At 37.2% G+C, this 21,732-nt stretch carries 13 protein-coding genes and 2 tRNA genes; 5 read left to right on the top strand and 10 right to left on the bottom strand.

Annotation, left to right across the window (positions count from 1 at the left end):
- Nucleotides 1-114: 114 nt before the first annotated feature.
- A complete protein-coding gene (locus ACPDHL_RS14345) occupies nt 115-1,653 on the bottom strand; it encodes a YifB family Mg chelatase-like AAA ATPase (RefSeq protein ID WP_430533434.1) in 1,539 nt (512 codons plus the stop codon).
- Between the two features lie 914 nt (nt 1,654-2,567).
- Here ACPDHL_RS14345 and ACPDHL_RS14340 point away from each other — a divergent pair.
- The 3 genes from ACPDHL_RS14340 to ACPDHL_RS14330 are packed head-to-tail and all read left to right on the top strand — an operon-like array spanning nt 2,568 to nt 8,401.
- The gene (locus ACPDHL_RS14340) at nt 2,568-3,719 is read left to right on the top strand and encodes an efflux RND transporter periplasmic adaptor subunit (protein ID WP_430533433.1); all 1,152 of its coding nucleotides are present in this window, start codon (nt 2,568-2,570) and stop codon (nt 3,717-3,719) included.
- A 49-nt stretch (nt 3,720-3,768) separates the two neighbouring features.
- Nucleotides 3,769-6,918, top strand: coding sequence for an efflux RND transporter permease subunit (locus ACPDHL_RS14335; RefSeq protein WP_430533432.1), 3,150 nt, complete (start codon nt 3,769-3,771; stop codon nt 6,916-6,918).
- A gap of 10 nt (nt 6,919-6,928) precedes the next feature.
- Complete coding sequence (locus ACPDHL_RS14330; RefSeq protein WP_430533431.1) at nt 6,929-8,401, top strand: efflux transporter outer membrane subunit; 1,473 nt, start codon at nt 6,929-6,931, stop codon at nt 8,399-8,401.
- Between the two features lie 50 nt (nt 8,402-8,451).
- Here ACPDHL_RS14330 and ACPDHL_RS14325 read toward each other — a convergent pair whose 3' ends face one another.
- Nucleotides 8,452-9,519, bottom strand: coding sequence for a tetratricopeptide repeat protein (locus ACPDHL_RS14325; RefSeq protein ID WP_430533430.1), 1,068 nt, complete (start codon nt 9,517-9,519; stop codon nt 8,452-8,454).
- 184 nt (nt 9,520-9,703) lie between these two features.
- Between ACPDHL_RS14325 and ACPDHL_RS14320 the strand changes: the two genes are divergently transcribed.
- Nucleotides 9,704-10,174, top strand: coding sequence for a DUF4265 domain-containing protein (locus tag ACPDHL_RS14320; protein ID WP_430533429.1), 471 nt, complete (start codon nt 9,704-9,706; stop codon nt 10,172-10,174).
- 48 nt (nt 10,175-10,222) lie between these two features.
- Here ACPDHL_RS14320 and ACPDHL_RS14315 read toward each other — a convergent pair whose 3' ends face one another.
- The 6 genes from ACPDHL_RS14315 to ACPDHL_RS14290 all read right to left on the bottom strand — a co-directional run bounded on the left by ACPDHL_RS14315 (nt 10,223) and on the right by ACPDHL_RS14290 (nt 19,528).
- Nucleotides 10,223-11,884 (bottom strand): MBOAT family O-acyltransferase, encoded by a 1,662-nt coding sequence (locus ACPDHL_RS14315; RefSeq protein ID WP_430533428.1) that lies wholly within the window; start codon nt 11,882-11,884, stop codon nt 10,223-10,225.
- Nucleotides 11,871-13,316: a LysM peptidoglycan-binding domain-containing protein gene (locus ACPDHL_RS14310; protein WP_430533427.1), complete on the bottom strand. Its 1,446-nt coding sequence runs from the start codon at nt 13,314-13,316 to the stop codon at nt 11,871-11,873. The genes ACPDHL_RS14315 and ACPDHL_RS14310 overlap by 14 nt, the downstream gene beginning before the upstream one ends.
- Nucleotides 13,300-14,787, bottom strand: a complete 1,488-nt coding sequence (locus ACPDHL_RS14305) for a hypothetical protein (protein ID WP_430533426.1) — start codon at nt 14,785-14,787, stop codon at nt 13,300-13,302. The genes ACPDHL_RS14310 and ACPDHL_RS14305 overlap by 17 nt, the downstream gene beginning before the upstream one ends.
- 32 nt (nt 14,788-14,819) lie before the next feature.
- Complete coding sequence (gene argS, locus ACPDHL_RS14300; protein WP_430533425.1) at nt 14,820-16,598, bottom strand: arginine--tRNA ligase; 1,779 nt, start codon at nt 16,596-16,598, stop codon at nt 14,820-14,822.
- A gap of 227 nt (nt 16,599-16,825) precedes the next feature.
- A complete protein-coding gene (locus ACPDHL_RS14295; protein WP_430533424.1) occupies nt 16,826-17,941 on the bottom strand; it encodes a helix-turn-helix domain-containing protein in 1,116 nt (371 codons plus the stop codon).
- Nucleotides 17,942-17,950: 9 nt separating this feature from the next.
- On the bottom strand, nt 17,951-19,528 hold the full coding sequence (locus tag ACPDHL_RS14290) for a helix-turn-helix transcriptional regulator (RefSeq protein WP_430533423.1): 1,578 nt from the start codon (nt 19,526-19,528) through the stop codon (nt 17,951-17,953).
- A gap of 649 nt (nt 19,529-20,177) precedes the next feature.
- Here ACPDHL_RS14290 and ACPDHL_RS14285 point away from each other — a divergent pair.
- The gene (locus ACPDHL_RS14285; protein ID WP_430533422.1) at nt 20,178-21,452 is read left to right on the top strand and encodes a DUF7507 domain-containing protein; all 1,275 of its coding nucleotides are present in this window, start codon (nt 20,178-20,180) and stop codon (nt 21,450-21,452) included.
- Between the two features lie 86 nt (nt 21,453-21,538).
- On the opposite strand, the gene ACPDHL_RS14280 is transcribed toward ACPDHL_RS14285, so the two are convergent.
- Together ACPDHL_RS14280 and ACPDHL_RS14275 are read right to left on the bottom strand one after the other, a co-directional pair.
- Nucleotides 21,539-21,613 (bottom strand) — tRNA-Val (locus tag ACPDHL_RS14280).
- A 46-nt stretch (nt 21,614-21,659) separates the two neighbouring features.
- Nucleotides 21,660-21,732, bottom strand: a tRNA-Val gene (locus tag ACPDHL_RS14275).

Raw genomic sequence — 21,732 nt, 5'->3', positions numbered from 1 at the left:
AAGAATTTCTGTTATAAGGAGTTTTGTTATTTGCGCGGTTCATCTCATAACCCTTAACTCATAACCCTTAACTCATAACCCTTAACTCATAACCCTTAACTCATAACCCTTAACTCATCGAAACCACCCTTCTCGATCCAAGCTGCGATACTGAATAGCTTCCGCTATGTGATGAGATAGCACCCCGTCTTGGTTATCTAAATCGGCAATAGTTCGGGCTACTTTTAAAATTCGGTCATAGGCCCGAGCAGATAGATTCAATCGTTCCATGGCGGATTTGAGTAAAGTTAAAGAAGCAGGTTCTAGCGCACAATATTCGCGCAATAAGGCAGTAGACATTTGGGCATTGTAATGGATTCCTGGATGATCAGCAAACCGTTGAATTTGTTTTTTTCGCGCTGCTATAACCCGTTGTCGAATTACTTCACTGGGTTCTGCCAATTGCTTTTCAGCTAGTTTCTCAAAAGGTACAGGTGTCACTTCAATATGTAAATCAATGCGATCCAATAGAGGACCTGATATTCGATTGATATAGCGCTGCATTTCTACTTGAGTTGATTGGTTCATAGCACCTGGTTCGTGAAAGTATCCACTCGGACTGGGATTCATACTGGCAACTAACATAAAAGAAGAAGGATAGGTAATGGTAAACTTAGCCCGAGAAATGGTTACCTCTCGATCTTCTAAGGGTTGGCGCATCACTTCCAAAACTTCCCGTTTAAATTCGGGCAACTCATCCAAGAAGAGTACGCCATTATGTGCAAGGGAGATTTCACCTGGTTGTGGATAACTACCTCCCCCAACCAAAGCGACTGATGATGCGGTATGATGCGGATTGCGAAAGGGACGAACGCGAATCAATCCCTTGTCTTTCGCTTTGCCAACCACGCTGTGAATTTTAGTTGTTTCTAAGGATTCCGCTAACGTCATGGGAGGCAAAATACTCGCCAGTCGTTTGGCAAGCATCGTTTTTCCTGAACCAGGTGGACCGATTAAAATAATATTATGTCCTCCTGATGCGGCTATTTCCATGGCGCGCTTGATGCTTTCTTGCCCTTTGACATCTTTAAAATCCCGATCAAGATACTCTTCTTGGTTTGCCACATCACATGCAAAATCCAACTGATAGGGTTCGAGTACACATCTTCCTTCAAAAAAAGCAATAACCTCTTCAATAGTATCCACACCATAAACAGCTAACCCTTCGACAACCGCAGCTTCTTTTTGATTTTCTTTGGGGAGAATAATACCTTTGAATCCTTCTTCTTTTGCTTTGATCGCAATAGGCAAGGCGCCGTTAATACTCTGTAATGCCCCATCTAACGATAACTCCCCCATGATGATATAGTCCGCCTCATTGAGGCGCATTTTGATTTGATCTGAAGCAATTAAAATACCCATAGCAATAGGTAAATCATAGGCTGATCCTTCTTTTCGCATATTGGCTGGAGCCAAATTGATGGTAATTCGCTTGCCTGGTAACCGATACCCTACATTGGATAAAGCTGCAGCAATTCGATAGGAACTCTCTTTGATGGCATTATCAGCTAATCCAACCAAATAATAACCAACCCCGTGATCTACATTTACCTCTGTTGTAATTGTCGTTGCGTCAATTCCAAAAACAGCACTTCCATATATTTTTGTCAACATTTCTCCTACTTTGGTTTAAAATTCATTCAATGCAGGTACAAAATGTATTCCTTATCTTCTTTTATATCCTAAATTAGGTGCATATTGAATGAAATTCCCTTTAAACCTTTTCTAATCGATCTTTTTTGTCGAAGAAAATGAAAAAAAGCAATAAAAAAAGTTCAGTATCCGAAGACACTGAACTTTTTTATAACACTACAATATATATTTATTTTCTATTTGCCTTTTTTCTATTTGCAAGGTATAAGCTGCCAACAGATAGAAATGTAGAAGCAAATCCACAAGTTATGGCTACTATGAGGGGCTGTTCTAGGGGATAAAAAACACATAAGACATACCCACTAAGAAAAACAATACTGCCAAACTGTGCTGTATTGCCAAAGGATTTATCTTTTTTATTCGTTATTCCTTCAACTATACCTTCGTCTAGCGCGAATTAATCATCCTGACAAAACCAAAAAGCTTGCGGATGAATATATAAATATAACCACAATAATTTTAATATACAAAAAGTGGAGCTTGCAAAGCTTCCTCTTTTTAGCGCTCCATCCCCTTATTCTATATGGGGTATTCCCTTATTTTTTGACGTATAAAGCCGTTCCTTCCCTTTGTTTATTGTTAATTTTATGCTTATTATTTACATCCTTAATCAAAAATTATTCCTAAATTGAATAGGATAAAATGTAGAGTTGTAGAACACATCCCCAACTTTCAACGATTTTTTACCATTCATTATTTTTAAAACGTTTATTTATCAATGACTCAAAAAAAACATAAAAACCTAAAAATCAATTATTTATAATCTTGATTTTTTTTAATTTACATTTTGCCACTATTTTGGCACTCTACTTGAATAACTACTATCATCGAAGAAATAATTCATCACCTACAACAATTAAATAAATAGTATGAAAATGATAACAAATCGAAAAGTGTTTTTTATTGGTTTTGCAGCCTTGCTTCTAATCGGAACACTTGTTGCGATTAACAGCTGCAACATTGGCAATTCCAAAACACTGGATCCAAGAGAAAATGCGATTGCATTACCTATTATCCAAGTTGACACAACGACCGCTATTACGATTAAAGATTATATTGGAAATATTGAAGGAAAAATCAATGTTGAAATTCGCCCACAAGTAGAAGGAACTTTAGATAAGATTTTTGTGGATGAGGGTGCCTATGTCCAAGAAGGACAATCGTTATTCCAAATTAATCCTCAACCGTATCAAGAGGTGTTAAACAATATGATTGCTACTGAAAATGTTGAAAAAGCAAAATTAAAGAATGCGCAATTAGAAATAGACCGTTTAAAACCGTTGATTGACAATGAAGTGATTGCGGAAGTGCAATTGGAAACTGCCAAATCAAACTACGAAATCGCAAGAGCATCCTTAGCAAAAGCGACTGCTGCAGTGGCAAGTGCACAGATTAATTTAGATTACACCATCATCAAAGCACCAGTGAGTGGATACATTGGTCGTATGCCCAAACGCATTGGAAACTTAGTGAGTAAAGGCGATAAAGAACCCCTTACTGTACTAACAGATGTCAGTGAAGTGTATGTTTACTTTGGTATGAGTGAGTCTGACTTCCTTTATTTTACGAAGGACGCAAAAAAAACAGAGGGTACGCGTATTACTTCCTCTGGACAAATTCTTCCTGAGGTTACCTTAATCTTGGCTGATGGACATGAGTATGGTGAAAAAGGAAAAGTCGATATGGTAAACGGGCAAGTAAATAGAAATACAGGTTCGATCTCTTTGCGTGCTTCTTTCCCCAATTCTCAAGATGTGATGCGATCTGGAAATACAGGAACAGTTAAATTACAAGAGACAAAAGCACACGTAATTTTAATTCCACAGGAAGTCACTACAGCCATTCAAGATAAAACCTTTGTCTATATTTTAGATTCAGAAGACAAAGTGAAGCTTCAATCTATTCAATTAGATGGAGTATCTGGAACTAATTATATTGTATCAGAGGGCTTGCACATTGGAGATCGCGTGATCAAAACGGGATTTGACAAGCTAACAGAAGGAATGTATGTAAAGGCGATGAACTAAGTATTCGCTCCCTATTTCTTTATTTTCACCTCTACTAAAACTGAAAAATATGCTAAAGACTATTATAAATCGTCCGATACTAGCTACGGTAATTTCGATCATGTTCGTTTTACTTGGGCTAGTAGGACTTACGTTATTGCCCATTACTCGATTTCCCGAAATTGCGCCACCTAGTGTAAGTGTTTCGACTTCTTATCCTGGAGCCAATGCAGAAACCGTAGCCCAAAGTGTCTTACTTCCAATTGAAGAAGCCATTAATGGGGTAGATAATATGACCTATATCAGCTCCAAAGCGAGTAATAGTGGATCTGGTACAATCAATGTTTTTTTTAAAGCAGGTACAGATCCCGATCAAGCGGCTGTAAACGTACAAAACCGCGTGAGTAAAGCCTCAAGTGACCTGCCGTCAGAAGTAAATGAAAATGGTATTTCGGTAACCCCACGTCAGAGTGGTAATATCATGACCATTAACTTTTACAGCGATCACCCTGAGGAAATTTACGACGAAACCTTCCTTCAGGCTTTTACGCAAATTAACATCAATAGAGAACTCTTACGCGTTCCTGGTGTTGCAGCAGTTGGACGTGTAGGTGCTCGTGATTACTCCATGCGAACGTGGTTAAATCCAGAAAAATTAGCTTTGTATGGATTAACGCCTCAAGATGTGATCGCGTCAATTAAAGATCAAAACTTTGAAATTGCCCCTGGTAACTTTGGGGAAACTTCAGAAGAAGCATTTGAAACGGCACTGAAACACAGAGGAAGATTCAGTCAACCCGAAGAATATGAAAACATTGTCATCAAAACGAATGTCGATGGTTCTGTCCTTTTACTAAAAGATGTTGCCCGTGTAGAATTTGGCGCATCCAACGTAGGAAGTGACAACAGCGTTAATGGCTTTCCAGGTTTGACGATGAACATTACGCAAACCTCGGGGTCTAACGCAAGAGAGATCGATATTGCCGTGCGAAAAGTATTGGAACGCATTTCTACAACTTTTCCCAAGGGAATTCACTATGAAATTAGCTATTCAGTAAAAGATCAAATTGACGAATCGATTAATCAGGTAAAAACAACGCTTTTTGAGGCCTTTTTCTTGGTATTCATTATCGTTTACTTGTTCTTACAAGATTTTAGATCGACAATTATTCCTGCAATAGCCATACCTATTTCGTTAATTGGTACGTTGTTCTTTATTTACTTAATGGGCTTCTCCATTAATGTATTAACCATGTTTGCCTTGGTACTCGCCATTGGTATTGTGGTGGATGATGCCATAGTCGTCGTGGAAGCGATTCACGAAAAAATGCATCAAACGGGACTCAAAGCCAAAGAAGCAACGATTGAAACGATGAGTGAGATTACACGTGCGATTATCTCCATTACCTTGGTGATGTCTGCCGTATTCTTGCCTGTTGGTTTTATGCAAGGCCCAGCGGGGATCTTTTACAAGCAATTTGCTTATACTCTTGCCTTTGCCATTCTAATCTCTGCCGTTAATGCCTTGACGCTGAGTCCGGCCTTATGTGCGTTGTTTCTAAAACAACCACATGCAGAGGAATTGGCCAAACACAAAGAAAAGAATCCTATAAAAAGAGTATCTGCCCGTTTTTTCTTTGCTTTTAATACGGCTTTTGACTCGTTTACCAATAAATACGTAGCGACGATCGGCAAGTTAATTCGCAATAAAAAGGTGGCCATTTCTGGCCTGGTACTCATCATCGGATTAGGGGTATTCTTTTTGTATAAAACACCTTCGTCTTTTATTCCTAGAGAGGATGACAGTTTTATTACGTATTCCTTAGCGATGCCTCCAGGTGCTTCCTTGGCAAGAACAAAAGTGGTTTTGGCCAAAGCCGATAGCATCTTAAAACAGAGAACAGACATTGAAGGCATGACTGCTATATCGGGATACAATACCATTGACGGAAATGCAAGCCCCTCTTTTGCTGTGGGATACATCAATTTAAAACCGTATAAAAAAAGAGGAAAAGTAAAAAATATAGATCAAATCATCGATGAAATTCAACAGGATTTATCGGTAATCAACGAAGCGTCATTCAACGTTTTCCCGCGTCCAACGATTCAAGGTTTTGGAGATTTTGGTGGAATTGAATTCGTTATACAAGATCGCTTAGGGGGTGATTTCACTTCCTTCAGCCAAGCAGCAGATGACGTGATTAAAGAATTAAATGGCCGTGAAGAAATTGGTACTGCCTTTACTTCGTTTAAAGCAAACTTTCCGCAATATCTCTTAGAGATTGACTACATCAAGGCTAAGTCTTTAGGGGTAAGCGTTAAGGATTTAATGAATACAATTAAAAACTATTATGGAAGGGTAAAAGCTGGAGATTTTAATCGTTTTGGACGTACATATCGCGTATACATGCAAGCGGATATTGAATACAGAGAAAACCCTCAATCCTTTAGTTCAATTTACGTCAAAAACAAGGATGGAGAAATGCTACCAGCCAATACGTTGGTAAAATTGAAAAAAGTATTAGGTCCACAAACAGTAAGTCGATATAATTTGTACAATGCCATTACGGTTAAAGTAAATCCGGGTCAAGGATACAGTACAGGAGATGCCATGAAAGCTATTGAAGAGGTAACGAGCAAAATGCCAGGAAACTATTCGTATGAATTTACGGGCATGTCGTTGGAAGAAAAAGATTCTGGAAGTCAAGCGATTTTCATCTTTGCGCTGAGTATTATCTTCGTTTACTTTTTGTTGGCAGCGCAATATGAGAGCTACTTCTTGCCCATCGCTATCTTATTGACCGTACCAACGGGAATCTTAGGTGTTGCGTTGTTTGTCAATTTAGCAGGCTTACAAAACAATATTTACGTCCAAGTAGGTTTGGTGATGTTGATTGGTTTATTGGCGAAAAATGCCATTTTAATTATAGAATTTGCGCTTCAACAGCGCAGAAAGGGCTTATCTGTGGTAGAATCAGCGATAGAAGGAGCTAAAATGAGACTACGTCCTATTTTGATGACTTCTTTTGCCTTCGTTGCAGGTTTAATCCCCTTGATGTTTACCGTTGGTCCATCAGCACAAGGAAATCATTCCATTAGTTTTAGTGCCGCTGGGGGTATGCTATTTGGTGTGGCAGCAGGTATTTTTATTATTCCTGTGTTATTTGTCATCTTCCAAAATATCGATGAGCGATTAAAAGCAAAATTTACTAACGATTAAAAACAAGAGCATGATACATAAAAGCAACACATCGCATTTGACTCTAGTCGTTCTATTGGGTGCAGGTTTGACTTTGTTTCAAGCTTGTGCACCTCAATCGAAATACAAAACGCCAACCTTTGACCTACCTGAACAGTACAGGGGACAAAAGGATAGCTTAGCAGTAGAAGATTCGCTGAATATATCGGCAATCAAATGGCGCGATTTCTTTCAAGACGAGCAGTTAACGAGTTTAATAGACAAGGGATTGTCTCATAACTTTGACATGCAAAATGCGCTTAAAAACTTGGAAATAGCGGCACAAAACACCAAACAAGCCAAGTTAGAATGGCTTCCATCCTTAGGTTTGGAGGTTGGTAGTGTGGCCTATCAATACCGTTCAGCGAACTATTATGGAACTCCTTCGTCAAACTATTACAAAAACAAGGGCGAAGAACCACCTACGAATATGTATGTCAATTCGGCTCAATATACCTCTGGGTTGGCCTTAAGTTGGGAGATTGACATTTGGGGCAAGATAAAAAGTCAAACAGCAGAACAATTGGCTCGCTTTTTACAAACAGAAGAAGCGCGTAAAGCGGTTCAGACCGAATTAATAGCACAAATTGCACAAGGATATTACAATTTATTACTCCTTGATGCCCAAATGGAAGTGGCACAAACCAACTACGAATTAACGAAAAACACGTTAAAAATAGTAGAATTACAACGAGATGCAGGACAAATTACCTCCTTAGCGATCACACAAACGAAAAACCAAATGTTGGTAGCAAAAGCCTTAATTCCATCGTTAAAACAACAAATTGCTATTCAAGAAAATGCACTTTCCCTTTTAACAGGTCAATTGCCAACAAGTATTGAACGCGAAATTAAATTGACCGAAGTTAGACAAGAAGAACTAGGTAGTACAGGACTCCCCTTAGCCTTGTTGCAATACCGCCCCGATGTACAAGGCGCAGAGTTGGAATTAAAAGCGAAGAATGCGGCCGTTGGTGTAGCACAAACTGCGAGATACCCTTCACTAACGATCAATTTAGAAGGAGGCGTAAATAGCATGCTTGGTGAAAATTGGTTCAATATTCCCGGCTCTCTATTTGGAAGTTTAATCGGAAAAGTTGCCAATCCTATTTTCAATAAGCGCAAACTAAAAACGGCCTTTGAAGTAGCTAAAATAGAGCGTACTAAGAGTGAGATAGACTTTCAAAAAACGGTGTATACTGCAGTGACAGAAGTGACAGATGCCTTAGTCAACTTGAAAACGACCGAAGAGCAAATTGAGATTGCAGATGAGCAAGTAACTACATCTCGTTTAGGGGTTAAACAATCTAATTTATTGTTCAACAGTGGGTATGCTACCTATATTGAGGTCATTAATGCACAAAAAAACATGTTAGATAACGAGTTAAATCTCAATAAATTAAAGTTAAACAAACTCCAATATGGGGTACAATTATACAAAGCACTTGGCGGTGGTTGGCAATAGCCAACAGCGTGTAATAAAAAAAGCGAGTAGTTCACTACTCGCTTTTTTTATTAGTCTAGCTCAATCCCGATTAACGCTCGAGATTTATCCACGACCCATTGTTCAAAAATGCGCACTTTATCAATATTTTTATCAATCCATCTGCGGTTGCCTCCTGGCTTCATCTGACTGATGTAATTGCAAAAAACATCCGTGTAATTTCTTTCGTATAACTCACCGAAAAAAGGAACGTAGAAATTCATTGCGATATCATCCTCCACTTGCTCCTCTGGTCTTTTTACCTCGCTAACTAACCCCATAAAACGGGTAGTATTGCTGTAAAAAGCATCGCCTTTTTTTGTATTTTTCTCCGAAAATGCATGAGCTGCCATTAAACTCAGTCCCATTTCTACAGTGGCGAATGGAGAAGCCATACGCTCTCTATCCAAGGTCATATTGACGCTTTTTTTCTTTTTCGTCGATCCTTCCGTTTCTGTTACTCCTGTCGTATATAAATTTTTTACTAGCTGTTCCATTTTTACTGTACGTGTAGTATGCGTCTCAAGTAATAAAAAGAAATACCCTGATAACATTGCTTCTGTTCGCTTTCCTTTATCCGCTTGTATAATAGCCAACATATAGTGAGAACTCGCGTGCATTGGATTATCATGAATTCCTTCAATCAGCGCCATTTCCGCTTGATCTATCTTATTTTGCTTCCAATACGCAATAGCTAAATTGTAATATACCATAACATCGGCATTCAAATTTTCAACGGCATCCTCCAATAGCGCAATTGCCTCGTCTACACGATTGAGGTTACTCAAAGAAGAAGCTTTCACTACCACAGCAGGTACTAACAACCTTCCTCCTTGATCAATTGCTATCTGACTGTGCTTAATCGCCAAATCATAGTTACCATTATACATATAACTCATGGCAATCTCATAATGTCCTGTCGTCGAACGCGGATCTAAATCCAACATTTTTTTGTACGCTTCTATGGCTTTGTCATACTTTCCTTCATCGTGATAAGCAATCCCCTCCTTCATCAACTCTTCCATCTGATTTTGAGCATAGAGCGAAAAAGAAGAGGTAATCAGTAAAACAAAAACATAAAAATAAGATTTCATAATCATAGTAAATAAAGTATTTTTTGGTCATTCTAGCGCCTAAGATACTCTTTTTTTTGGTAGTTATTTACAGGGAAAACAGGCGAAAAATTCCAACAAATATGTGTGTTCTCTTAAAAATTACGTTTATACCACCTATCTTTGTAAACAATTTGAATAACCTAATTTCCCTAATTAAAACCGAAAGAGTATGAAAGAACAATACGAGCAAATCGCGATCCAATATCACAGTGAAGTATTAGAAAAAGAAACTGAAGAGATTTTATGGGGAATTCTAGTCGATCAAGACCAACAATTATTTCAAATTGACAACATTCCCTTCTATGGTCCCGAATTGTCTTGCGAAGATATTGTACATGCGGTATATGATGAAAAAGAAAAGCGTTATCAACTCGTTCATATAGAGCAACCTTCTGGAAATAGTACGATTCAAGTTATGGTGCTCAAGGAAAAATACAAGCGCGAAGATTTGTATAATGAAATTTTATATGCACAAACCGAAATTGAATTGGTTGATGATTACTATTTTGTAGTCAATATTCCCGCTCAAACGGATTACAAAAATGTGTATGCCATTTTAGCAGCACTGGAAGAGGAACAAGTAATTTCTTTTGCCGAACCTAATCTTTCACCGAAACACAGCGCTGATATTAGAAAATAAAAAAAGCCTCGCGATTTGCGAGGCTTTTTGTTTATTCTTTTTTATGCCTTAAAATTGGAAGTAAATAAAAGGTTGGGGCCCTGCGGTTGCCGTTGCATATACCACCCAGAATACAAAGCCCAAAACCACAGACTTTACAAAAATAGGTGCTACATTAAACCATTGGTGCGGAATAGCCATCCAACGTTTAGGAATGAAATGCCATATAAATCCGATTGCAATTAGCAAGAAGACGTTTTTATAACCTGCTATAATGGTTTGCCAAGCTTGCCAATCAAACTCTATATCCGCAATATTATAAATCATATTCAATGCAGTTTCGAATGAGTTTGCGCGGAAGAAGATCCAACAAAAGGTTACAAAGTGAAAAGTCAATAGAATTGAAATTACACGCCAAACGAAAGAAACGGGCTTATCCTTTTTACGCGGAAATAATTCCATCGCTAATTTGTGTACAGCCAAGGCGATGCCATGCAAAGCGCCCCATACGATAAAGCGCAAACTAGCTCCATGCCATAACCCTCCTAACAACATTGTTGTCAACAAGTTAAAATTTGTAAACAAACTCTTTTCTCTTGTTTTTGAAAGCGCAATAGTCAACATAAAGACCACGAAGGCTAAAATTCCAATAATTAAAGGATAGATACTGTTACTATAGCTGTAAACGCCCCATCCAATAATCCCAACAAAGAACAGAGCAGGAAAGAAATATCCTCCAAAGGACCCCTTGCGGTTTCCTCCTACAGAAATATATAAAAAGTCCTTAAGCCAGGTAGATAATGAAATATGCCATCTGCGCCAAAACTCAGTGATCGATGTGGATTGATAAGGAACATTGAAGTTCATTGGCAAGCGATACCCTAAGAGTAAAGCAATACCAATGGCCATATCGGAGTACCCAGAGAAATCACAATAAATCTGAATAGCATAGCCATAAGAAGCCATTAAATTTTCAAAAGCAGTATAGCTATTTGGTGCGTCAAAAACGCGATCCACAAAATTAATGGAGATATAATCTGAAATGACAGCTTTTTTCAATACTCCACCAATAATTAACAGCATTCCTTCATTCACCTGATCACGCGTAACGATCAAATTAGAATAAATCTGTGGAATGAAGTCTTTGGCCCGAACAATTGGCCCAGCAACAAGTTGGGGAAAAAAGGAGATAAAGAATAAATAGTCCAAGAAATTCTTCGTTGGTTCTATTTCTTTGCGATAAATTTCGATAATATAACTGATGGATTGAAAGGTATAAAATGAAATCCCAACAGGTAAAATCAAATCATCCAAGTGAAATTTGGAATTAGCGAAGAAATTAAATCCATCCAAAAAGAAATTGGTGTATTTAAAATACCCCAGTAGTCCTAAATTTAAGACGACGCTCAGGGTTAAGAGCATTCGTTTTTTTGTCTCATTGCTACTTTTGTTGATGGTATTAGCAAAAGTATAATCCATTAAGGAGGAGCCAATTAAGATAAAAAGGTATAATCCACTGGACTTATAGTAGAAGAACAAAGAAAACAAGACCACGTATAATAACCGAACGTGGAATGTTTTTCGTAAACCAATATAAATCAGATAAAAAACAATAAACATCCCTAAAAACAACCCGGAGTTAAATAACAGCGGTTCTTTAGGGTTAAATGTAAACCAATGGATAACTTCATCCCAGGTTACAGAGGGCATTTCTATGTTAAATAGACTCATTTGTCTGCTCCGTTTCTGTTGTAAAATAATTTTGATACACTTCCATCAATCCTTCATAAAACAAAGTACCTGTGTATTCATAGCCCTTAATCGTGTAATGTACTAAATCTTTGGATAGCATTTGCTCATCAATAAGATAAGGCAATCCCAAGGTACCTCCTAAATTATAATACATGTCCCAAATCGCATATTTTTGATCAATGCCGTTGATAATAATCTCATTGGTTAACGCACTTGCAACGGTATTGGGTACACCTTTAGAAAAATAACTTGGCGGCGGTGAAGTAATTAAGATTGATACTTGTGGATTGCGTTCTTTTACTTCTTTTAGAAAGTGGTTAATTTCGGTTTTAAAACTTTCTTCATCCATTTTATCAAAAGCTTCATTTGTTCCCAAAGAAATAATGATTAAATCGGCCTGTAACCCTTCTAATTGACTAAAAAATAACGGATACTTGTTATAGTCAGAGTAACGTGCGCCATTTACACCAATGGTGTGATATAATATTCCTGCTTGATCATTCTCTAAAACCAACCCATTCAGCTCATACTGATCAGCTGGCACATCGGCATATAAGTAAAACTGTTCCGTTGCTTGAGGAAAATCAAAAGCATAAAAGCTTTTCTCTTTCGCGTAGTTTACAGGATGAAAAGAAGAAGCTGCAATTGCAGTATGTTCTACTTGTTTGCCGGGCACAAGTAGGGTCTTACCTGCCTGGATATTCGTCGATTTTAGCTTATTTAATTGCTTCAGTTTCGCAACAGTTGTATTGTATTTTTTAGCAATACCAGATAAAGATTCCCCTGCTTTTATTTTATGGGAATTATTTTTGGTTACCGTACTGCTTAAATTGAGTTCTTTCTCTGCCGTTCCCACGCGATACACCAAATCATTCGTTGGCGTAAATAGTTTTACTTTAGTAAAGGCGAACTTGCTTTCGCGCAAATCCACTTTAATTACGGCGTCTTTTGTTGAAGAAGATAAAGCAATTCCGCTCAATCCAACTTTTGCCCCATTAACAGGGTAGATATTACGCCTATTTTCCCAAGGTGAATTACTAGAATAGCGCACGAAATTATTGCTATTAGTACGCGCTAATTGATAGGGAAAGGTAAATCCCAATCCGCCATTTCCAAATTGTTCTTGAATTAAACTTCTTACTCGTCCGCTAAAAAAATCAGCTTGAATATGAGAATCTCCAATGTGAACAATATTTACTTTTTTTCGTTTTCCTTCGCTTAATTCTTTTAAGCTTTGAAAAAAGTGTTTCAATTGTTCTGGATAGTAAATCTTATTCCTATAGGCCGTATTTACTGAATCATGTTCAGTACTAACCTCATTCAATACTTGATCTTGCTTCGTTTCTTGAGCAAAAACTCCTAAGCTACATAAAAATAGCAGCGGAGCTACAACTCTATTCCATCTTATCATTGGATACTGTATCTATTTCGTTTTGAACTTTTTTTGTTTGCACAGAATCTTCCTTCTGTTTTATTTCTTGTGCTTTTGTTTCTCTTCCTTTTTCTCCTTTATAGGTAGCATACCCTTCTTCCAATTGTTTAAAAATTAGCGCAGATACTGCTTGAGCCCCCCTAAAGTTAAAGTGTGTATAATCTTTATTGGCTTTTGTAGGTGATTCTTCTACCCATTTAACCATAGATCCTCTTCCTCCCATGGCTTCATACAAATTAAAAAATCCAGTTTTGGACTCTATTGCATATTTGCGTTGTGCACGCATCAAAGGAGTCACAGCAGAATCGGTTTGCATCGTTAAATTGTATTTTGTCGATTTATCTGCTGTTGAAATAACCAAAATAGATGCTTTTGGAAAACATTGTCTTAAATGACTAACGACTTTATTCATCTGTTTGGTATACCAACTATAATTGTATGATCCATAATTTAACACATTCGTTCCATAGTGCAAAATGATTAAACTATAATCCAGCTCTTTTTGGAACTGTTGCATAACCCCTACATTAAACAAAGACAAAGGCAATCCTGAGTTTCCACGACTCGAATAATTATCTACCTGCACCCCTGTTGCACTACTCACGTCTATCCCATACAACGGAATAGAATCAGCTTGTACAAACTGTATTTTTAATTGTCTAATTGCACCTTTCGCCAATTTTAGTTTATTCAGGGCTTGTGTAGCCTGCAATGTTTTACGAAGCGTATCCTTTTGCATCACCACTTCTACAGTTCCCCTTGTATTGGTCGATCGACCATAATATAATGTTGGACTGTTTAATGTAGTCATATTGCGGATATTCCCTGCTTGATAACTGACCCATGTTGGTTTTACAGTATCTTTGACAAAGAAAACTTGTCCACTGATTCCGAAAGGCTTGCGCGGTTTCTTCACATTCAAATAGGACTGTACTTTCCAATTTGGTGAATATTTATGGGTAATAGATCCCCGAGATTGCGCTGATTCAGAGGTAATCTGAACAAACCCAACTCCCGATCCACCATACTTATCTTGGTAATTTTTACGCAAGTCTTGTACAATCATATCACCATCTGTCATGGAATCACCGTAATAGGCAATTCGCACACGTCCTTCACTTTGATTTTCTAATTGGTACAAACGTCCAAAGAAGTAATCTAAGAAAACCATTCCCTTGAAGTTAGCTTCACTTTCATTAGAAAACAAGTCTTCCTCATTGATAATAAGTACCTCTCCTTTCTCTGTTTCTTCGTTTTCTACCTCTTTTGAATCTACTTTTTCTTTTTCAACAGCTCCTTTTTCATTTTCAATAGCCTCTAATAATAAGCTATCAATCACGACATTACTCGTTTTGGGTTTTTCTTCAGAAAAAATCTTTTGTGGCAAGTTAGCCTTAAAGAATAAAAAAAAGCCACTAGCCAATATAATAATGGCTAATGACTGTATCATGTATGATTTTACTACTTTCACAAAGAACTTAATTACATACGATTTGGTACCGCTATTCCCAACAAGGAGAAAGCGTCTTGGATCACCAAACCAACTTTTTGAGACAATTGTACTCTAAACGTTTTTAGCGTTAGGTCTTCTTCTCCAAGAATAGAAACCGTTTGATAGAACGAGTTGTACTCTTTTACCAGATCATATACATAGTTTGCTACAAGTGCAGGGCTATGAGATTTTGCTGCATTTTGAATTACTTCGGGGAAATCTTCTAATAATTTGATAATTTCCTTTTCTTTTGGATCTAATGCAATTTCAGTTGCAACCGCAGCAAGATCAAAATCCGCTCTACGTAAAATCGACTGAATACGAGCATAAGTATATTGAATAAACGGTCCTGTATTTCCAGCAAAATCAACAGATTCTTCTGGATTAAATAGGATTCGTTTTTTAGGATCTACTTTTAAGATATAGTATTTAAGTGCTCCTAAACCAATCGTTTTATACAACGTTGCTTTTTCTTCTTCAGAGTACCCTTCTAATTTACCTAATTCTTCCGAAATAGAACGTGCTGTATCCGTCATATCCATCATCAGTTCATCAGCATCCACAACAGTCCCCTCTCTACTCTTCATTTTACCTGAAGGTAAATCAACCATTCCATAAGATAAGTGATACAAGCTATCGGCCCAATCAAAACCTAAGCGTTTTAGAATTAAGAACAACACTTTAAAATGGTAATCTTGTTCATTTCCAACCGTATAAACCATCCCGCCAATATCTGGAAAATCCTTCACACGCTGAATAGCTGTTCCAATATCTTGTGTCATATACACAGAGGTACCATCTCCACGAAGAACTAATTTTTCATCTAAACCTTCGTCTGTTAGATCGATCCATACGGAGTTATCTTCTTTTTTAAAGAATACACCACGAGCTAATCCATCTTCAACCACATCTTTCCCCAATAAATACGTATCACTTTCGTAATAGTTTTTATCGAAATCAATCCCTAAATTAGCATAAGAAACAGCAAAACCATCGTATACCCATTGGTTCATCTTTTTCCATAGCGCGATGACTTCTGGTTTTCCAGCTTCCCAATCGAGAAGCATCTGTTTGGCTTCTTTGATGATTGGAGCTTCTGCTTTCGCTTGGTCTTCTGTCATACCCGTTGCCATCAAATCCTTGATTTGACTTTTGTATTCAATATCGAATTTTACATAGTAATTTCCGACTAGTTTATCTCCTTTTAATCCCGTTGACTCAGGTGTTTCACCATGACCAAACTTTTGCCAAGCCAACATCGACTTGCAAATATGGATTCCTCTATCGTTGATAATTTGTGTTTTATACACTTTTTTCCCTGAAGCTTTTAAAATTTCGGCTACAGAAAAACCAAGTAAGTTATTTCGAACGTGTCCTAAGTGTAAAGGTTTGTTGGTATTCGGTGAAGAGTATTCAACTAGTACAGCTTTGTCGTCTACCGCTGGCGTTTGGTATCCAAAATGAGCTTCTCCATACATCTTCTCGAAGGAAGATAGATAGTAAGTATCAGAAACAACTAAATTTAAAAATCCTTTTACAACATTAAACCGTTCTATTTCAGCTGTATTTTCAACTAAATAATCACCAATTTTAGTACCTATCTCGATAGGATTACCTTTAATTTGTTTTAAAAAAGGGAAAATAACAACCGTAACATCTCCTTCAAACTCTTTTCTAGTCACTTGATATTCAACTTTATCAAGTACTACATCATACAGCTCTTGGGCTGCCTTTATAATCTGAGGAGTTAAAATCTGATTCAACATCATTAATAAATTTAAGAGACAAAGATAATTCTTATTTTATCATCTATAAAATAGATAAAAGGAAAATTTATAAGCGAACCAGCTGATTTATTATTTATTTAGGAAGGATGCGGTTTTCTATCCACGAATCTACTGAAATACTTTGGTTAATTTTAAAATTGTGACCCTGTTTTTATGCGTTTTCGACACAGGTATACATCCGACTAAAACGGCTATTTTCTCCTGCAATATTACTGTGCTTCGCTCTTTTTTCTATACGCTAAAGGCGGTAAAGTATAATGCTCTTTGAATGCGCGATAAAAGGATGTATTGGAGCTAAATCCGACTTCCACTCCAATTTCTTTTACAGACAAATGCTCACAATCTGCAGCTAATAACAATTCTTTAGCTTTCGCTACTCGAATTGTATTGACATATTGATTAAAATTGGTATTCAATTGGTTCGAAAATAAATAGCTCAACTCATATTTCGTTAGTCCTAAAACATGAGCCAATTGATGCAAACTCAATGAAGAATCAAAAAAATAGTCCTTGGCTAAGTTTTCTAGCAATCCTTTTGCTGTTTGTAAACGCATGGGATCTATAGCGGATTTGGTGTATTTATTCCAGTGGTCTTCGCGTTGGCCTGTCACCTGGAGTTTAGACATGAGTGTTACCGGAATTTCTTTGCTCTCTCCTGGTACAGATTGCCTTAACCCAGCAATAGCTTGCTGAAAAAAACCAAGACTCAACAGGAGTAAAAAGAACGTAAACAGCAACAAACTCAAAACTAACATCTGTGTGTTATGGGCTAAATAAACAACGAGCACTAGGCTGCTACTCGACAAAAAAAGCCCACAAAATAACATGAAACGCATTGGTGTACGCTGCTGCACTTTACTCATTGTTTTGAAAATCAAAAACAAATAGTAGAGTTTTATGCTGCTCAACACTACAACTGAAAGCAAAAGGAATCCCTCACTTACCCAATCATATAGGTCGTGAATAAAGAACTCGATTAACACTAATAAGGCAAGCACATAAGAAAAGTAGAAAGTACCTATATAACTTTTATTTCGACCTAATATGTGATGGGATTCAGCCAAGCAAAGATAAAAGCTAGGCCAGAATAAAAACAAGAAACTAACACTAACATGAGCAAGGATCTTCTCGCTCTGCACCATAAATACAACCAATTGTACAAGACCAAATAACAATAACATCCACGTCAATTGTTTTCTTTTACTGAAAAAGACATTCTTGTTTATCGCCATCTTTTTATCAACGACAAGAGTCAACACAGCTATTACACACAATATAGTGAGAATCATGACAATAAAAAGATGCTGTAGCGTATATTCGCCCATGGACTACGATTATTTCTTTTCTATTTCTTCTAAATACTGAATAAAGAAGGAAGGATTAACTCCTATGCTTTTTTTAAACTCTATGGAGAAACTACTATGTGAACCAAACCCAACAACCTCTGCTAAATGACTAATTTTATAATCTCTATATTCACGTTCAAATCGCATAATTTTTACACTTTCAAAAAGCCTCCATTGTGTAAGGTACACTTTAAACTCTACTTGTTTGTGCTTCTTTAGTACCTGACTGATTTCAAATACAGTGGTTTGCCATGCTTCTGCAAGGGTATCAATTGTCACTGTACTATCTAAAAAGCCCTTTTCTACTTCGAAATGTGTAAGCGCTCTAATAATGGCTTGTTCACTTTCCTTCACAGGTTCTGCATACCAACTAACTCCAATAAAAAACTGGGCCAATTCGCTTTCTTTCCCTAAGGCTAATTTCTCTACTAAAGCAGTAGATGTTCCTTCCCCTGTTGAGTTAGGTTGTTTTCTTTTGCGCTTAACAATAAAATAAATACCCGGAGCGACTAATAAGACCAATAAAAAAGAAACAATAACAACCAAATACTTCTTGTTTTTATCCACAATCTTTGCTTGGTATAGCTGTTGTTTGGCTAATAGTTCATTGACTGTTTTCGCTCTGAATTCTTCTTTTTCTTGTCTTTCCTTTAAATAGGCTTTATTGTATAGGCTGTAGTTTTCCCAATCCCCAATAGACTCATAGTATGCTCTGAGATAATCGTCACAGATTTCCTTTAAATCTCTATTGTCATTCACATTAGCAATGTGCAAAGCCTTGTGATATGCAGCTAAAATTTGTTCTGCATTCGCGGAGTTTTGCTCAAGTGCATCTAATCTAGCCAATCCCGCGTAAATATAACCTAGCGCTAAAAATTCTTCTGTATTTTCTTCCTTGCTAATGTATTCATAGCCCTTTTGATAGGCTTTTTTTGCCTTGTCATACTGTTTTAACTCTAGATAATTAATTCCTTTATTCTGTTCTACTGAACACATATAATGATTGTAGTGAATCAATGCCTCTCCAATTTTGGCAATATAACTTTCTGCTCGTTGTATACTCTGTAAAGCTTCATTGTAATTCTTTTGCTCATAGTAATAAGCGGATAACAAATGATGGTAGTAAAAATAGGAGAAGTTGCGATCGTGTTCATCTGCAATTTTTGGAATCACAGCTTCAATCTTATCAAAATATTGCAATGCTTCATTAAAAAGACCTAAGCGACTGTACTCTGCTCCAGCAAAGCCGTATAGACGACTCAGCCATTTATAACTCTTATTTTTTTCAGCTAAGTCAATCGCTTGAAAAGCAAATTGCAATGAAGTAGGAATATCAAATTCGTCGTGATACAAATAAGCATGTATAAACAACGCATGTATTTTTACATGAACATCAGGTTCGTTTTTATAAATAGAATCAACGAGAAAAAAAGCCCTTTCCTTATTTACTGCTCGAACTTCGGTGAGAATAGTCGCCAACAATTTTTCTGATTTACTCACTTGTGCATAGGACAAGCTGCAAAGTAGAAGAATGATAAGTATCCCTAAATTTCTTTTTTCTTTCATCCATTTTTTATTTAACCTTCAACATTGCTCCAAACAATGGTTTGTTGACAAAACGCTATCACAAAATAGTACACCGAATCCTATCGATTCATTTCAAATATGCAAATTACGAAAGAATTTCAGACTTTTTAAAATCTAAAATTCTCTACAAGTGTTAATTTAAAAAAAGGAACCCCCTATAAACGCAATTGCTGTGTACTTTTGAGCTTTACATTCTTTTCAAATCAACGATAAATCTGGACTTTCCCTTATTCTTCTCTCAGCTATTTTATCCAAATTAAAGGCTTTTACTAGCCTTAAATATGTTAAAATTTCAAACAAAATCCTTGTCAAAAGAATTAATTTAAAAAAAACACGTACTGCACTAATAATCAACACATTAATAGTGGTTACCAAATTATTAGAAAAGATTTCCCTACTTTTTTGACCATGATTCCCTCTGTTTTTTGGGGACTTTTACACGCAAGAATATCACAGAAGACGAAGGTTGTATTTTTTTTGAATGTTGTCTTGTAAAGACAGTTCAAATTGCGATGTCTAGTCCCCACTAAGCAAACAATTCTCCTTCGTCTTGGTGATAGTTTCAACTAAAAGCATACTGCGCTTTTCTATGCCCTAGATTACACACTAAACATTGAATCCATATACTATGAAACAAAAAACAAATCTGGCTTTACTTCAACCTTTCTTTTGGCTATTCTTCGCTTTACTAATGATAGAAGGTCAAGCTGCGACATCTCCTTGCACAATTCCTCCAGGTTCTATAGCACTAACAGCGTCAGAAAACACATTAGAAGCCGGAAAAAGATACCATGTTTTAGAGCATCTCACTTTAACTGGATCGACTTTTACAATTGAACCAGGGGCAATCCTTTATATTGCAACCGGTGTTGTTCTGCAAGCTTCAGGCACAATGCACATGAAAGGTGGAGAAATCATCATTTGCGATTATTCAGGATTCTTTTTTAAAGGGGCGGTAAATATTGGCGAGATTAGAAGTAAAAACAATGCGGTTGTTCATGTCGGTAATTTTAGCTTTTTTAGTGTAAATGGGTCCATTAGTCAGCTCGATCCTGCGGATGGAGATCCCACAATTCCAAGTAAAGCGGAATTTAATCTAGGTGATGGTGCAAATATAAATGTTTGTGCCACCTTATCCATCTCTTCCACTCACTATCCCATGGTGAACCATGTTGGAAAGGGCGATGTCAATGCCAACGTTGTGAATCGAGCTCCTGCTTCGGGTACACCTGGCGCTCGCTTATCGGATTCTTTTAATGTTAATTGGTTTGCATTGGCTGGATTAGCACACGTTTCTCCTGGAAATGCGAACCTGTGTACAAGTGCCAGCACTTGTCATGAACTATGGCCTCCAGGTTTAAAACAAGAAATTGAAGGAATTTGTTCAGAAACAGGTGGAAATATTAATCCTAAACCGGCACTTACTTTAACCAAGGTAGGAAAATTCAACGAAACCGCTTCAAATGGTGGCTTTGCTAGTGCTGGAGAAACTATTACGTATAGCTTTAAGGTAAAAAATACGGGGAATGTTCCTCTTACAAGAATCTCAATCGTAGATGATCGTTTAAGCAACCTACCTACACCAACTTATATTAGTGGAGACACGAATAACGATGGATTATTAGATACAACAGAGACCTGGACGTACCAAACGACCTATACCTTAACAGAAGAAGACATAACGCGAAAAGCCGTTTACAATCTTGCAACAGTTAGCGGAACTGATCTTAAATACAATACAGCGACTGCTATCTCTTACGATCCGAATCCACTTCCCTTAGATACCCCAGACCACCCAGGTATATTACCTGATTGTCCGGAATGTACAATTGTTTTACTCAAAGAATTTCACCTTTTGGTAACTAATCCACACATCATACAATTGATGAGAAATTTAGATTAAATCAACAGCATGGTTTGCGGTTTGTAGCAAACCGCAAACCATAAAAACAAAAAAAGCCTATTCGAAATGAATAGGCTTTTTTGTTGTGGGCGATGAGGGATTCGAACCCCCGACCCTCTCGGTGTAAACGAGATGCTCTGAACCAGCTGAGCTAATCGCCCGAATATAAATATACATTCGGAAATACTCCAAATTTAGTATGAATTGTGGGCGATGAGGGATTCGAACCCCCGACCCCCTCGGTGTAAACGAGGTGCTCTGAACCAGCTGAGCTAATCGC

This window comes from Myroides sp. C15-4, from assembly GCF_050522745.1.
GTDB lineage: Bacteria > Bacteroidota > Bacteroidia > Flavobacteriales > Flavobacteriaceae > Flavobacterium.
Note: the sequence above shows the minus strand (reverse complement) of the source record. Positions and strands in the feature narration are given on the sequence as shown.

Coding starts and splice junctions, on each gene's coding strand:
- ACPDHL_RS14305 (WP_430533426.1), bottom strand. CDS start 14,787: ATGATACAGTCATTAGCCATTATTATATTGGCTAGTGGCTTTTTTTTA.
- ACPDHL_RS14345 (WP_430533434.1), bottom strand. CDS start 1,653: ATGTTGACAAAAATATATGGAAGTGCTGTTTTTGGAATTGACGCAACG.
- ACPDHL_RS14290 (WP_430533423.1), bottom strand. CDS start 19,528: ATGAAAGAAAAAAGAAATTTAGGGATACTTATCATTCTTCTACTTTGC.
- ACPDHL_RS14325 (WP_430533430.1), bottom strand. CDS start 9,519: ATGATTATGAAATCTTATTTTTATGTTTTTGTTTTACTGATTACCTCT.
- ACPDHL_RS14310 (WP_430533427.1), bottom strand. CDS start 13,316: ATGATAAGATGGAATAGAGTTGTAGCTCCGCTGCTATTTTTATGTAGC.
- ACPDHL_RS14340 (WP_430533433.1), top strand. CDS start 2,568: ATGATAACAAATCGAAAAGTGTTTTTTATTGGTTTTGCAGCCTTGCTT.
- argS (WP_430533425.1), bottom strand. CDS start 16,598: ATGATGTTGAATCAGATTTTAACTCCTCAGATTATAAAGGCAGCCCAA.
- ACPDHL_RS14330 (WP_430533431.1), top strand. CDS start 6,929: ATGATACATAAAAGCAACACATCGCATTTGACTCTAGTCGTTCTATTG.
- ACPDHL_RS14295 (WP_430533424.1), bottom strand. CDS start 17,941: ATGGGCGAATATACGCTACAGCATCTTTTTATTGTCATGATTCTCACT.
- ACPDHL_RS14315 (WP_430533428.1), bottom strand. CDS start 11,884: ATGAGTCTATTTAACATAGAAATGCCCTCTGTAACCTGGGATGAAGTT.
- ACPDHL_RS14335 (WP_430533432.1), top strand. CDS start 3,769: ATGCTAAAGACTATTATAAATCGTCCGATACTAGCTACGGTAATTTCG.
- ACPDHL_RS14285 (WP_430533422.1), top strand. CDS start 20,178: ATGAAACAAAAAACAAATCTGGCTTTACTTCAACCTTTCTTTTGGCTA.
- ACPDHL_RS14320 (WP_430533429.1), top strand. CDS start 9,704: ATGAAAGAACAATACGAGCAAATCGCGATCCAATATCACAGTGAAGTA.